This window comes from Arthrobacter sp. P1_D4 (genome assembly GCF_056406115.1).
The window spans coordinates 259,016-273,455 of the sequence record NZ_JBFUAU010000008.1; the positions used below are offsets into that span (position 1 = coordinate 259,016).

Below are 14,440 nucleotides of genomic sequence, written 5' to 3' on the forward strand. Positions count from 1 at the left end.
ATATATGTTCGACTGAATGTCAAGGATGCTGACGGGCGAGGCGGCGGCCGGTTGCAGCATGGGGCGGCCTGTGCAGCTGCGGGGATCGGGGCTTACGAAGCCAGCCGCTCACGGGCGTTGTGATCAGGGCCGGTCGGTTCAGTGGCGCGTTTGGTCTGGTTGACCTCGGCCCACACCGCATCGAGGGAGAGTCCGAGGACGCCGGCGATAGCGGCGATGGTCGGGAAGGCGGGGGTCGCTACGCGGCCCGTCTCGATCTTCCGGAGGGTCTCCGGTGAGACGCGTGCATCGAGTGCGATGTCGAGCATCGAGCGTTCCCCCCTGGCGCGGCGCAACAGGGCGCCGAGGCGCTGTCCGCGCTCGATCTCTGCGAATGTGAGGGGCAACCTGACCATGGCTTCGATTATACCGGGATAATATGACCGGTATAGTTATTGGACACGTGAGAAAGGCGCCGCATGATCGAGATCCTGAATCCCACCGAACTTGCCCGGGCCAAAGAAACAGGCGCCCTTGTAGCTGACATCCTGCAGACGCTGAAGAACCGCAGCACGGTCGGCGCGAACCTCCTGGACCTCGACCGATGGGCGCAGGCCATGATCGCCGAGGCTGGTGCGCAGTCCTGTTATGTCGACTACGAGCCGTCCTTCGGCCGCGGGCCGTTCGGACACTACATCTGCACGGCCGTCAACGACGCCGTGCTCCACGGACTCCCACGCGACTACACGCTGGCAGACGGCGACCTGCTGACACTCGACCTCGCCGTCTCCAAGCGGGGAGTCGCAGCAGACTCCGCCATCAGCTTCATCGTGGGCGACTCAAAGCCCCCGGGAAGCGTCGCGATGATCAGCGCGACCGAGCGCGCGCTCGGCGCAGGGATAGCCGCTGCCCGGCCCGGAGCCAGGATCGGCGACATCTCCCATGCCATCGGCTCGGTCCTTGGCGAGGCGGGGTACCCGATCAACACCGAGTTCGGGGGCCATGGCATCGGATCGACCATGCACCAGGACCCGCACATTCCCAACACCGGACGGCCGGGCCGTGGCTACAAGCTGCGCCCCGGGCTGCTGCTCGCACTGGAGCCATGGGTCATGGCCGACACCGCTGAACTCATCACCGACGCCGACGGGTGGACGCTCCGAAGCGCGACCGGCTGCCGGACAGCACACAGTGAGCACACGATCGCCATCACCAACGACGGGGCCGAAATCCTCACCCTGCCGACGCGGACACACGCATGAGGCCGGAGCGACACATGCCCCGGCGGCCAAGTGTGGACGGGGCCGGGTCGAGGGTGCCGCGGGGTGCCGCCTTACCGCAGCAGTGGGAGGGCGTTGTTAGGCTGGGGCGATGATTCTCCTGACCGGGTTTGAGCCATTTGGCGGCGATACGGCCAATCCGTCGTGGGCAGCGGCCCGTTCGGCGGCACGGCTGCTCCAATCCGAAGGGCTGGATGTCCAGGCGGTGGAATTGCCATGCGTCTTCGGCGAGTCGGCCAAGGTGCTGGCGGAGGCCCTCGAGCGTTTCACGCCGGAGCTTGTGCTGTGCGCCGGCCAGGCCGGCGGGAGGGCGCGCATCTCGCTGGAACGGGTGGCCATCAATTGTGACGACGCCCGGATTCCGGACAATGCCGGCAATCAGCCCGTGGACGAAGCCGTGGTCCCGGGCGGACCGGCAGCCTATTTCACGTCGCTGCCGGTCAAGGCGGCGCTCGCGGCGTTGAGCGCAGAGCAGATCCCGGCCGAAGTGTCCCAGAGTGCCGGGACCTATGTCTGCAACCATGTCTTCTACGCGCTCATGCACGCCCTGCGGCTACGTCCGGGCACCAGGGGAGGCTTTGTCCACGTCCCCTACGAGGACACGCAGCTTCCGGCCGGGAGCAGTGCCCCCTCGCTGCCGGCCGCCCAGATGGCGGCGGCGCTCGCCGTCGTCGTGCGCACTGCACTGGCGACGACGGCGGATCTAAAGCTCCCTGCCGGCGCAACCCACTAGCCCCAGCCGGTCATCCGGCGCCCGAGCCGGTGGCGGCCGCCGTCGGCGACGCGAAACAACTGCTCCCGCAATTACTGGGCAATCAGTCGAGCAGTTCCCAGACGACGCCGATGGTGGCAGTGACCCCCGACTCACCGGCCTCGACGGTGAGTGAGGTCACGGCCACTTCCCGCTGCATCTTCGCCACGGGGATCGGCGCCTGGAAACCGGTGTGCTGGGTGAGGGACAGGACCCTGCCCAGCCCGGTTCCCGCGAGGGCGGCATAGTGCTCGGCGGTGGTGCGGGCGTCCTGCCAGGCGGCCTCACGGGCCCGGGCTTCGACGGCCGAGGAGTCGGCGAAGCCGAGGGTCAGCCCGTTCAGCCGGACGGCGTCGCCGCCGGCAGCAACCGCCGCGGCAAGGACCTGCGAGGACGCGGACAGCTCGCGGATCCTGACGGTGAGCGTGCTGGAGGCCAGGTAGCCGGTCACGGTCTGGCCCCGGCCATCCTGCCAGTTCAGCTCGGCCCGGACGTTCAGCCCGGAAGTGGACAAGTCCGCGCTGTCCACGCCGCGCTGCCGGAGCTCCGACGTGATGGCGGCCGACCGTGTTCCGGCCTCGCTGTAGGCCTCGGCCACGGTCTCGCGGCGGCATTCAACGCCGATCGACACGGTCAACAGGTCCGGCACCGCCTCGGCGCTGCCGGTTCCTGCAACGGAGATGCTTCGGGGGCTGTCTGTCATGTCAGGCCTCGTAACGTTCAGGGGCGGTCACGCCCAATCTGCGGTGCGTGCGTGGTCTGGTCCCGGGCAGGCCGGGCAGGGGGTAGCCGCCTGCTTCCAGGCCGGCGTGGCGCTCGAAGATGTTGGCGCTGCCCGGGTTGCCCGTGCGCCAGAGGGACCAGCCGGCGGCTATGAAGTACAGCGGAAGGAAGGGCAGCCCGAGGCACCAGGCATATTGGGTGCTGTGGCGCTCCTCGTGGCCCAGCAGCACTGGATTGGCGCGGGCGGATTCCGGTCCGGTTCGGAAGAGGATCACGTTGCCCACGGTGAAGGCCGCAGCAAACGGCAACCGCCAGCGGTAGCGGCCCGCGATCAGCAGTCCGCGCGGACCGGAGCTGACGGTTGTCCGAGCACAGGCTGCCAGCAGCAGGCCCAGCAGGGTGGAGCCGTTGAGCAGGTTGGCGATCTGGCGAAGCCGTTGTCCGGGCGTCATGAGGCCATGGTAGCCGGGGGTGTGCCCGGCAGTCAGGGGGCCGCCGGGATGTCCCGTGCCCTTGGAATTCCGGCGTAAGCGTGCCAGGGGCGGCCGGCACCGCGGCGTCACGTGCGGGGCGGCCATTGCCATGCCGCCGACGGCCGTCTACTAGACTGGGGACAGTGACCACAAGCCTTGCCGAGAACCTGCGCCGCGCCCTGTGCCCGGCGCACGCTGTTGGCATGATCCGACTCGTAGCTAAGAACAGTAGATGACTGAAACTTTGCCGGACGCAGCCGTCCCGAATCCTCTGGATGAAGCCGCCATTACCGCCGCCGTAGACCAGGCCGTTGCCGCCATCGCCGCCGCAGCGACCCTCGATGAACTCAAGGCCGTGCGCCTCGCCCACACGGGCGAGAAGTCCGCCCTGAGCCTCGCCAACCGTGAGATTGGCGCGCTGCCCAAGGACCAGAAGGCCGCCGCCGGCAAGCTCATGGGCGCCTCGAGGGGACGGGTCAACAAGGCGCTCGCGGACCGGACGGTCGCGCTCGAGGCCGAGAACGACGCGCGGATCCTCGTCGAAGAGACCGTGGATGTCACGGCAGCGCCGCGCCGGCGCACGGCCGGTGCACGCCACCCGCTGTCCACGCTGCAGGACCGCGTGGCGGACATCTTTGTCGGCATGGGTTGGGAAATTGCCGAAGGGCCCGAGGTCGAGTCCGAATGGTTTAACTTCGATGCCCTGAACTTCAAGCCGGACCACCCCGCCCGCGACATGCAGGACACGTTCTTCGTCGAGCCGCCCGAGGCCCACCTGCTCATGCGCACGCACACCTCGCCGGTGCAGGTCCGCTCCATGCTGGAACGGGAGCTGCCCATCTATGTGTTGTGCCCGGGCAAGGTGTTCCGCACGGACGAGCTCGACGCGACGCACACCCCCGTGTTCCACCAGTTCGAAGGCCTGGCCATCGATAAGAACCTGAGCATGGCGGACCTTCGCGGCACGCTGGAGCACTTCGCACGCCAGATGTTTGGTGCGGAAGCCCAGATCCGGCTGCGCCCGAACTATTTTCCGTTCACCGAGCCGTCCGCGGAGCTGGACATTTGGCACCCGGGCGCCAAGGGCGGCCCCAGCTGGATCGAGTGGGGCGGCTGCGGCATGGTCAACGCCAACGTCCTGCGCGCGGCCGGGATCGACCCGGACATCTATTCAGCCTTTGCCTTCGGCATGGGCATCGAACGCACCCTCATGTTCCGCAACGAGGTTGGCGACATGCGCGACATGATTGAAGGCGACGTACGTTTCAGCGAGCACTTCGGGATGGAGATCTAACAGTGCGTATCCCACTTTCCTGGCTGCGCGAATTCGCGCAGGTACCGGCCGAAGCATCGGCCGAAGACGTCATGGCCGAACTCGTCAAGGTCGGCTTTGAAGAAGAAGCCGTCCACCGACCCACGGACACCCTTCGTGGGCCGATCGTCGTGGGCCAGGTCCTGAGCATCGTCAAGGAGCCCCAGACCAACGGCAAGACCATCAACTGGTGCCAGGTCCGGGTTGTCCCCGAGGGCCGCGAGCAGACCCTCACGGGCGAGGGCATCGACCCCTCCGGCGTGCAGGGCATCATCTGCGGCGCCCACAACTTCGTCGAGGGTGACAAGGTGGTGGTCACCCTCCCGGGCGCAGTGCTGCCGGGCGACTTCCACATCTCCGCCCGCAAGACCTACGGGCACCTCTCTGCCGGCATGATCGCCTCCGTCCGTGAGCTTGGCATCGGTGAGGACCATGACGGCATCCTGGTGCTGTCCCGGATCGGCCTCGACCCGGAACTGGGCACCGACGCGATGGAACTGCTGGGCCTCTATGACCAGGCGGCCGAGATCAATGTGACGCCGGACCGCGGGTACGCGTTTTCCATCCGCGGCGCAGCCCGTGAATACGCGCACGCCACCGGCACCGTGTTCACGGACCCGGTCTCCAAGGTCCAGGTTCCGCAGTCGCTCTCCGGCGGCTACGGCGTCAAGCTCAACGACGACGCCCCCATCTACGGCAAGCCCGGCTGCGACCGTTTCGTGGCCCGCACCGTGCGCGGTGTGGATGCCACCCGGCCCACCCCGCTGTGGATGACCTCCCGTCTCCGGCTCGCCGGCATCCGGTCCATCTCCCTGCCGGTGGACATCTCCAACTACGTCATGCTCGAGCTCGGGCAGCCGAACCACTGCTATGACCTGAACAAGCTGGCCGGCGACATCGTGGTCCGGCGGGCCACAGCGGGGGAGAAGATCACCACCCTGGACGACAAGGAGCGCACGCTCGACGTCGAGGATCTGCTGATCACGGACGAATCCGGGCCCATCGGAATCGCCGGTGTCATGGGAGGCGCCCACACCGAAGTCTCGGACACCACCACGAACGTCCTGGTCGAGGCCGCGCACTTCGACGAGGTCTCGATCGCCCGCGCACGCCGCCGGCACAAGCTGCCGTCCGAGGCGTCCAAGCGCTTCGAACGCGGCGTGGACTGGCAGGTGGCCGACGTGGCCGCCCAGCGTGTGGTGGACCTGCTGGTCGAACTCGCCGGCGGAACGGCCGACGAGGCCGGGACCGACGTCGGGACCGCGCCGGACGCCGTCACCATCGAACTGCCGGCAGAGTACGCGGCAGCCCGGATCGGGATCGACTTCACCGAGGAACAGATCCTGAGTTCGCTCGAGGACCTCGGCGCCGTCGTTGCCAGGACCGGTAACGGCTATACGGTGACCGCCCCGAGCTGGCGCCAGGACCTCGAGACCCAGGACGACCTGACCGAGGAAATCGCCCGGCTGATCGGCTATGACAAGATCCCGGCGACCCTGCCGGTGGCGCCCCCGGGCCGTGGCCTGACCCGCGTCCAGCAGCAGCGCCGCCGCCTGATCCAGGCCCTCGCCGACGCCGGACTCACCGAGGTGCTGGCGTATCCGTTCGTCTCGAAGTCCGCCAATGACACCTTTGGCGTCCCCGCCGAGGGTGCGGAGCGCAAGGCCCTCAAGCTGGCCAACCCGATCAGCGAGGAGCACGGCTTCCTGCGGACCTCCGTGCTGCCGGGCCTGATCGAGGTGGCCAAGCGCAACCACTCCCGCGGCTTCCGCGACCTCGCGCTTTTCGAGGCCGGGCTCGTGTTCCTGCCGGGCGAGAAGCTTGGCACCTCCGCGATTCCGCCGCTCGGCGTCAAGCCCGGCGACGACGTGCTTGATGCCCTGTACAACGGCGTCCCGGACCAGCCGCTGCACCTGGGCGCTGTGCTCACTGGGCACGACTCTCCCGCTGCCCCGGGCCACGCCCCGCGGGCCTGGGACTGGGCAGACGCGGTGGACATCGCCCGGATCGCCGGCGACGTGCTCGGCGTCGAGCTCCTGGTCACGCAGGGCCGGCATCAGGCCTTCCACCCGGGCCGGGCGGCGCAGCTTGAACTGCGCACCGGCGAAGTGGTGGGCTTCGCCGGCGAGCTGCACCCGAAGCTGCTGGCGGCGCACGACATGCCGGCCCGTTCCGTGGCACTGGAACTGAACGCCGACGCCCTCTTCGAGGCCGCCGCCGACGTGATCGTGGCCCGGCACATCTCGACGTATCCGGTGGCCACGCAGGACGTGGCCCTGGTAGTGGCGCAGGATGTCCCGGCGGGGGAGGTGGTGGCTGCGCTGCGTGAAGGCGCCGGCGAGCTGCTCGAGGACGTCGCGTTGTTCGACGTCTACGCGGGCAAGGGCATCGAGGCAGGCAAGAAGTCGCTGGCGTTCAGCCTGCGCTTCCGCGCCGACGACCGCACCCTGACGGCGGACGAGGCCTCGGAGGCCCGTGAAGGTGCCGTGGCCGCCGCCCACGAACGATTCGGAGCGGTTCAGCGCTGAGGACTGCGCTGCTCACGGCGCAGACGTTTCTGAAAGGGGCGGGTCATGGCATCACACCTTGTTGTGCGTGCCTGCCCGCCCTTTCGCGTTCCCGGCGACCCCCGTGTTCCCAGGGACCTGGGGGCGCCCGTGGACGCGGCACCAGCCCTCTATCCGGAACCGGAGCTGGAATGCGACTCGCGCTCCGTGCTGGACGGGGCCGAACTCGTCCGGGCCCGGGCCATGACCCCGCGGACCCGGGAGGACTTCCTGTACGGGCGGCTCGCGCAGCGCCGGTTCGCCGCCGGCCTGCTCGGCGTTCCGGCGTCGGATCTCACCGCCTGGTACAGCTGCCCACGGTGCGGCACCGGCGCGGACATCTCACACGGCCGGCCCGGCTACCTGCTCCGGGGCCAGGCTGCGCCGCTGCTGCTGAGCCTGTCCCGTGCGGCCGGCTGGACGCTACTGGCCGGGGTCGTGGACCCGGACCCGGGTGAGCAGCTGGGCATCGACGTCGAGGATCCGGCCCGGGCGGACTTCGACGGGTTCGACGACGTCGTGTTGACCCCGGCGGAACAACGGCACCTCGCCGGGCTGGCCGGCATCGCGCTGCTGCAGGGCAGGACGCGCCTGTGGGCGCGCAAGGAGGCCTGGCTCAAAATGCTGGGCACCGGGCTGCAGACAGCCCCGGACACCCTGGACGTGCTGGCGCCGGCAGTGAACGGCCGCGCAGGGCTCCGGGACCTGCCGCCGGCAGAGACAGGCCTGCCCGCTGACCTGGTGGCCGCCGTCGCCCTGGCGGTCCTTCCCTAGTCAGGGCTCCGCGCCCCTGATCAGATCTTGGGCGGCGTTGCCTGCGGGAGCGGCGGCAGGGCGTCGGCGAACAGCCAGGGGTGCAACAGGGCCTCTGCGTCCAGGCCCGTCGTGTGGGCGGCCGCGACGATGAAGTCGGCGGTGGTCACGGTGCCGTGCCGGAAGTGGTCCGTCCAGTCGTGCAGCAGGGCGAAGAACGCCAGGTCGCCGCAGCGTACCCGCAGGGCGTGCAGGGCCAGGGCGCCGCGTTTGTAGACCCGGTCGTCAAACATCAGTTCCGGGCCGGGGTCGCCCACCATCAGGTCCTGCGGGGCAGCAGCGAGCTTGCGCCAGGCGGCGCGCGCGCGGGCCGCCGCCGACATGATGCCGGCCTCTTCAGACCAGATCCATTCCGCGTAGCAGGCAAAGCCCTCGTGCAGCCAGATGTCCCTCCAGGTCGCAGTGGTCAGGGAGTTCCCGAACCACTGGTGGGCGAGTTCGTGGGCGATCATCCGCTGTGATTCCCAGTCCTGCCGCAGATGGTTGGGCCCCAGGATGGACAGTGTCTGCGCTTCCAGCGGGATTTCCAGGACGTCGTCGGTGACCACCACCGTGTACTCCGGGAACGGGTACGGCCCAAAGCAGTTCGTGAAGGTCCGCATCATGTCGGGCTGGCGGGCCAGGGCGGCCCGGGCGCCCGCCTGCAGCGACGCCGGCACGGCCACATACTGCGGAACGTGCCCTGAGGGCCGGTCGGCATTGAGGGTCAGGAGCTCGTAGCGGCCGATCTGGACCGTGGCCAGGTACGTGGCCATGGGTTCGGCCTGCTCAAAGACCCACGTCACGCGGCTGGCCCTGCTGGTGCGGGAGAGCATCACCCCGTTGCACACGGCCCGGTAGTTCGCATCGGTGGTCACGGTGATGAGGTAAGTCGCTTTGTCCCGCGGGTGGTCATTGCACGGAAACCAGGAGGCTGCCCCGTTGGGCTGCCCGGCGACCAGCACCCCATCGGAGAGCTCTTCCCAGCCCACTTCGCCCCACACACCGCGGCGCGGCGCGGGGTACCCCTCATAGCGGATGTCCAGCGTGAAGGCCTCGGTGGCGAGCAGTGGGTTGTCGGGGTAGACAACGAGCTGCTCTGCCCGCTGCGTGAACCGGCGTACCCTGCGCCCGTTGAGCTGGATCTTCGTGGCCCGCAAGCCGGCCAGGTCCAGGACGATCGCCGACGTCGGGAGCTGCGTGATGGCGTGCAGGACGGCGTGCCCGGCAAGGCGGTTGCTGCTGACGCGGTAGTCCAGATCGAGTTCATACCGGGTGACGCGGTAGGCATTGGTCCCGTGGCCGGGCATATAGGGGTCCGGGGCGCCGGCTTCCGGGCTCGTCGCCCGGCTGATTTCGCGGCTGATTTCCCCGCTGATGTCCCCGCGGGCGGCGGCGCCGCTGCTGCTTGGTGCGCTGGTGCTCAATGGACGGACCTTCGGTTGTGGTGCTGGTGGACGTGCGCAGGCGCCGGGCCTAACGGGGCCCGGCCGGCGGTGCCGGCCCGTCCCAGGGGCTGACCGGATTGCCCATCCAGTACGTCCCGGCAGGGACGGTTTCGCCCCGCATGACGAGGGACGCCGGCCCCACCGTGCCGCCGCTGCCGATCCTGGCCTGCGGCAGGATGACGCCGTGCGGGCCCATGGTGGCTCCGTCATCGAGCGTAACAGTGTCGATGCTCATGACACGGTCATGGAACAGATGGGTCTGGACCACGCACCCGCGGTTGACGGTCGAATTCCTGCCGAGGGTGACGAGGTCCGCCTCCGGCAGCCAGTAGCTTTCGCACCAGGTCCCGGCACCGATTTTCGCGCCGAGTGCCCGCAGCCACCACACCAGCGCCGGTGTCCCCGTGGCGGCGCGCGCGAACCACGGGGCGCTGACCATCTCAATGAACGTGTCCACTACCTCGTTCCGCCAAATGAAGGAGCTCCACAGCGGGTGCTCGCCGGGGCGGATGCGGCCCACCAGCAGCCACTTGGCCACGACAGCACTGCCCGCGGCCGTGGCCCCGGCGAGCAGGATCACCACCCCGCTCAGGAGAGCGGCGACTCCGTAGTTGAACAGGGCCGCCATCGCGTCGAACGCGAGCATCACACCGACGGCGATGACGACCGTCAGCATGACCGGGACGAACCGGCACAGCTCCCACAGGGCGCGCGCGACCTTCAGCCTCCGGGGCGGCTGGTAGGTCCGCGTGTCGTCCGAGGCGATGGCGGTGCGCCGCAGCCGCACCGGCGGGCTGCCGAGCCACGAGGTGCCGGACTTCGCCTTGGCCGGCGTCGCGGACAACACCGCCACGAGGGAGTTCTTGGGCACGCTGCGCCCGGCCGCCGTCATGCCCGAGTTGCCCAGGAAAGACCGCTTGCCGATCTTGGCCGGGGCTATGTGCATCCAGCCGCCGTCGAGTTCGTACGACGCCACCATCGTGTCGTCGGCCAGGAACGCGCCCTCGCCCACGGTGGTCATCCGCGGGATCAGCAGCACTGTCGAGGCCTCCACGTTGCGGCCGACCTTCGCACCGAGAAGCCGCAGCCAGACCGGCGTAAAGAGGCTGGCGTAGATCGGGAACAGCAGATCCCGGGCCAGATCCAGTACCCGCTCGGTCGCCCAGACCTGCCACCCGATCCGGCTCCGGACCCGGTAGTAGCCTTCAGCGAGGCCGACGCTGAGGAGCCTCGTCGTGGCCAGGATCAGCAGCAGGTTGGTCAGGAACCATGCCAGCGCCGCCAGCGGGATCGAGAGCGCTATGCCGGGCAGGGCCGCGGGCAGGGAGGAGCTGCCCTGGATGAACGCGAAGATCACCAAGCCCGCGACGGCGGCGGAGACGTAGGGGATGAGCGCCAGCATGGCGGAGGCGGCGGCGAAACCGGCGAACCACAACCGGCCCATCAGCCGGTGCTCGTCCGGGGAGTCCGGCCACGAGTGCCGGGCCTTGCCACGGCGCTCGGCCGGCGACCCGGCCACGAGCTGGCCCGCCTTGACCTTGCCGATCACAGCGGAACCCGGCTCCACCTGCGCCCCGGCACCCACCGTGGCTCCCGGCATCAGCGTGCTGCGGGCCCCCACGCTTGCGCCGGGGCCAATCCGGATGGCGCCGATGTGGACACGGTCGCCGTCGATCCACCAGCCGGACAGATCGACTTCGGGCTCGATATTGGATCCTGTGCCGAGGGTCAGCAGCCCGGTGACGGGCGGCAGCGAGTGCAGCTGGACGTTCTCGCCGATCTTCGCCCCGAGCGCTTTCGCGTAGTAGGGCACCCAGGGCGCGCTGGCGAGGCTGATGGCGCCGGCGAGGTCCTGGATCTGTTCCGCGAGCCAGAGCCGGAGGTGCACCCGCCCGGACCGGGGATAGGTGCCAGGCACCACGTTGCGCAGCAGGATGCGGGCGGCGGCGACGGAGAGCAGCATCCGCCCGGCGGGACTGACGAAGACCAGCCAGGAAGCTCCCACCCACCACCATGAGATCGTTGGCGCGGCGCTGAATCCGGCGACGGCGGCCAGCAGGTTGTTGGCTGCCATCAGATAGGTCAGCCAGCGCATGCCGACCAGGATGTGCAAGGGAACGCCCAGGAGCGTCTGGAAGGCCTGCGACTTCCGCGCGGTGGGCCGGACGGTGCGCTCCTGGGCAGCGACGGCACCACCCTCCGGCAGCGACTGCCGGGCCTCGTCCACCAGGGCGCCCACCCGGGGTGTCGCGTAGATATCGGCCACCGTGATGGTGGGATAGCGGACGCGGAGGGCGGACACGAGCTGCGCGGCGGCCAGCGAGCCGCCGCCGTAGGCGAAGAAGTCGGCATCGAGGCTGGTGACCGGGCTTCCCAGCACGGCGCTCCACTGCTCCACGATCCACTGCGCGTCCTCCGGCAGGTTCAGCGGGGCACCTTCGGCCTCCGCCGCTCCGGTTCCACTGAGCGGCCAGGGCAGGGCGTGGCGGTCCACTTTGCCGCTGGTCTTGGTCGGCAGCGAATCGACGAGCGTCAGCAGCGGAATGAGGGGCGCGGGCAGGCGTTCGCCCAGCAGTTCGCGGGCGGCTGCGAGGTCGATGTCACGGCCCGCGACGGCGGCAAGGTAGCCGACCAGGATCTGGTTGCCGGCCGCGGTGGTCTGCACGGCGGCGGCGGCGCCGGCGATATCCGGCAGGGACTGCAGGGCGGCGTCGATTTCGCCGAGCTCGATCCGGCGCCCGCCGAGCTTGACCTGCTCATCGGCGCGGCCCTGGAAAATGAGGCCTTCTGCTTCGTACCTGACGAGGTCGCCGGAGCGGTAGGCGCGCGGCCAGCCCAGGGACGGCATGGGGGCATATTTTTCCGCGTCCTTGACCGGGTCAAGGTACCGGGCCAGCCCGACGCCGCCGATGATCAGTTCGCCCACCCCGCCTTCGGCGACGGGCAGCGAATCGGCGTCGACGACGGCGAGGTCCCAGCCGTCCAGCGGCAGGCCGATCCGGATGGGGCCGCCCGCGCCGAGCTGCGCGGCGCACGCGACCACGGTGGCCTCGGTGGGTCCGTAGGTGTTCCATACTTCGCGTCCTTCGACGGCGAGCCGTTCGGCAAGGTCGGGCGGGCACGCCTCCCCGCCGAAGATCAGCAGCCGGACACTTTCCAGCGACTCCACGGGCCAGAGAGCGGCCAGAGTGGGGACGGTGGAGACCACGGTGATGCCGTGGCTGATGAGCCAGGGGCCGAGGTCCATCCCGGTCCGCACCAGCGCCCGGGGTGCCGGAACCAGGCAGGCGCCGTGGCGCCACGCGAGCCACATTTCCTCGCAGGAGGCATCGAAGGCAACGGACAGGCCGGCCAGCACCCGGTCCTGCGGACCCACCGGATCGGCCTGCAGGAAGATGCGGGCCTCGGCGTCCACGAACGCGGCGGCTGAGCGGTGCTGGACCGCGACGCCCTTGGGGGTGCCGGTGGAGCCGGACGTGAAAATGACCCACGCGTCGTCGTCGGGGCCGGGCGGCCTCGCGTCGGGGAACGGGCGGGGGTGGTTGCTGTCCGTGACGATCTTCCCGCCGGCGCGGAGGATGCCGGCCACCCTCGCCTCCCCGAAGACCAGTTTGGCCCGCTCGTCGGGATCGTCGGCGTCTACGGGGACATAGGCCGCACCGACCAGCAGCACCGCCAGGATCGAGACGTAGAGCTCGTTGGTGCCCGACGGGATCCGGACGCCGATCTTGTCGCCGGCACCCAGCCCGGCGAGGTGCAGTTTCCGGGCGGTGGCCCGGACCTCGTCCATGAGCTGGGCGTAGCTGAGCGAACGGTGGCCGTCGTCGAGCGCCGAAGCGTCCGGGTACCGGGCGGCAGTATCCCGGACGATGTCTATCAGCGTGCGCTCCGGCGGGGCGGAGAGGGCGCCCGGCAGCTGGGGCTCGTGGACGGTGAGACGGGGAGCGGGAAGACTCTGCACCGCACCGGCGTCGGGGGCTTCACTGGGGGTCAGTCGTTGCTCGGTCACTGGCGCATTGTCCCTGCAGGAGATGAACGGATGGTGTTGCCGTACGGCTTGGGGGGACCGTGCAGCTTAGGGGACGAGGATGACTTTGCCGGTGGTGCGGCGCTGTTCAAGGTCCTCGTGGGCACGGGCCGCCTCGCCGAGAGGATAGCGTGCGCCGATCCTGACCTTGAGGCTGCCGTCGGCGGCGGCGGCAAAGACTTCGTCGGAGCGCCAGCGGCGTTCCCGGGCGTCGCGCAGGTAGTGGCCCATGGTGGGCCGCGTGAGGTACAGCGAGCCGCCGGCGTTGAGCCGCTGCGGGTCGAACGGCGGGACCGGGCCGGACGCTGCGCCGAAGAGGACCAGCATGCCCCGGATGCGCAGGGACGCCAGGGAGGCGTCGAAAGTGTCTTTTCCGACGCCGTCGTACACCACATCCGCGCCGGTGCCGTTGGTCAGATCCCGGACCCGGTCGGCGAAACCGTCGTAGCGCAGCACGTGGTCGGCGCCGGCTTCGCGGGCCAACTGCTCTTTCGCGTCTGTCGAAACGGTGGTGATGACATTGGCGCCCCTGGCCTTGAGCAACTGGATCATCAGGAGCCCCACGCCACCGGCGCCGGCGTGGAGCAGCACGGTGTGGCCGGACTCGACCTTGAAAGTTGAGTTGATCAGGTAGTGGGCCGTCACGCCCTGCAGCGGCAGCGCCGCGGCGGTGAAATCATCCAGGCCGTCGGGAACCGGGAGGGCCTTGTCCTCATCGACGAGTGCATAGCCGGCGTAGCAGTCAGCGCCCTCGGCCGTGGCCACCCGGTCACCGGGAGCAAACCCGGCGACGGCGTCGCCGACCTCCTCCACGGTGCCCGCGGCCTCGGAGCCGGGCGTGAAGGGGTAGCTGACCTTGTAGACGCCGCTGCGCTTGTAGGTGTCAATGAAGTTCACGCCCGCGGCCGCGACCTTGACCAGCAGCTGGCCGGGCCCGGGAACGGGTCGGGCTGTCTTGTCGAGTTCGAGGACCTCGGGGCCGCCGGCCTGGCGGGCGACGATTGCGTGCATCATGTGGCTCCTTTTCCGGGCGGGAATTCTGTCCCGGTCCCTGGGTCCATCCTAGGGACACCGGGGGTAACCATGAAGGGGCCTTCCGTAACCAGCCG

The 14,440-nt window shown here is 69.5% G+C and carries 11 protein-coding genes; 5 read left to right on the plus strand and 6 right to left on the minus strand.

Annotated elements, in window-relative coordinates:
• Nucleotides 1-92 precede the first annotated feature (92 nt).
• Nucleotides 93-395 (minus strand): helix-turn-helix domain-containing protein, encoded by a 303-nt coding sequence (locus AC1D0A_RS09925; RefSeq protein WP_028277253.1) that lies wholly within the window; start codon nt 393-395, stop codon nt 93-95.
• Between the two features lie 63 nt (nt 396-458).
• On the opposite strand from AC1D0A_RS09925, the gene map reads away from it, so the two are divergent.
• Both map and pcp read left to right on the plus strand, forming a co-directional pair.
• Nucleotides 459-1,241: a type I methionyl aminopeptidase gene (gene map, locus AC1D0A_RS09930; protein WP_476943410.1), complete on the plus strand. Its 783-nt coding sequence runs from the start codon at nt 459-461 to the stop codon at nt 1,239-1,241.
• 109 nt (nt 1,242-1,350) lie between these two features.
• Nucleotides 1,351-1,992 carry a pyroglutamyl-peptidase I gene (pcp, locus tag AC1D0A_RS09935; RefSeq protein ID WP_243181780.1) on the plus strand — a complete coding sequence of 214 codons (642 nt, stop codon included), beginning with the start codon at nt 1,351-1,353 and terminating at the stop codon, nt 1,990-1,992.
• Nucleotides 1,993-2,074: 82 nt separating this feature from the next.
• Here the strand turns inward: pcp and AC1D0A_RS09940 are convergent, their stop codons facing one another.
• Together AC1D0A_RS09940 and AC1D0A_RS09945 are read right to left on the minus strand one after the other, a co-directional pair.
• Nucleotides 2,075-2,713 carry an SIMPL domain-containing protein gene (locus AC1D0A_RS09940; RefSeq protein ID WP_476943409.1) on the minus strand — a complete coding sequence of 213 codons (639 nt, stop codon included), beginning with the start codon at nt 2,711-2,713 and terminating at the stop codon, nt 2,075-2,077.
• Nucleotide 2,714: 1 nt separating this feature from the next.
• On the minus strand, nt 2,715-3,185 hold the full coding sequence (locus AC1D0A_RS09945; protein WP_028277257.1) for a hypothetical protein: 471 nt from the start codon (nt 3,183-3,185) through the stop codon (nt 2,715-2,717).
• A 253-nt stretch (nt 3,186-3,438) separates the two neighbouring features.
• Between AC1D0A_RS09945 and pheS the strand changes: the two genes are divergently transcribed.
• Genes pheS through AC1D0A_RS09960 form a run of 3 tightly spaced genes read left to right on the plus strand, consistent with a single transcriptional unit; the run spans nt 3,439 to nt 7,838 of the window.
• Nucleotides 3,439-4,500, plus strand: a complete 1,062-nt coding sequence (gene pheS, locus AC1D0A_RS09950; RefSeq protein ID WP_476945704.1) for a phenylalanine--tRNA ligase subunit alpha — start codon at nt 3,439-3,441, stop codon at nt 4,498-4,500.
• Between the two features lie 2 nt (nt 4,501-4,502).
• Nucleotides 4,503-7,046 (plus strand): phenylalanine--tRNA ligase subunit beta, encoded by a 2,544-nt coding sequence (gene pheT, locus AC1D0A_RS09955; protein WP_476945705.1) that lies wholly within the window; start codon nt 4,503-4,505, stop codon nt 7,044-7,046.
• Between the two features lie 45 nt (nt 7,047-7,091).
• Nucleotides 7,092-7,838 (plus strand): 4'-phosphopantetheinyl transferase family protein, encoded by a 747-nt coding sequence (locus AC1D0A_RS09960; RefSeq protein WP_476945706.1) that lies wholly within the window; start codon nt 7,092-7,094, stop codon nt 7,836-7,838.
• A gap of 20 nt (nt 7,839-7,858) precedes the next feature.
• Here the strand turns inward: AC1D0A_RS09960 and AC1D0A_RS09965 are convergent, their stop codons facing one another.
• The 3 genes from AC1D0A_RS09965 to AC1D0A_RS09975 form a co-directional block, all read right to left on the minus strand.
• Nucleotides 7,859-9,283: a M1 family metallopeptidase gene (locus tag AC1D0A_RS09965; RefSeq protein WP_476945707.1), complete on the minus strand. Its 1,425-nt coding sequence runs from the start codon at nt 9,281-9,283 to the stop codon at nt 7,859-7,861.
• Nucleotides 9,284-9,332: 49 nt separating this feature from the next.
• Nucleotides 9,333-13,265 carry a Pls/PosA family non-ribosomal peptide synthetase gene (locus AC1D0A_RS09970; RefSeq protein WP_476945721.1) on the minus strand — a complete coding sequence of 1,311 codons (3,933 nt, stop codon included), beginning with the start codon at nt 13,263-13,265 and terminating at the stop codon, nt 9,333-9,335.
• 114 nt (nt 13,266-13,379) lie between these two features.
• Complete coding sequence (locus AC1D0A_RS09975; RefSeq protein ID WP_476945708.1) at nt 13,380-14,345, minus strand: quinone oxidoreductase family protein; 966 nt, start codon at nt 14,343-14,345, stop codon at nt 13,380-13,382.
• Nucleotides 14,346-14,440: the final 95 nt, after the last annotated feature.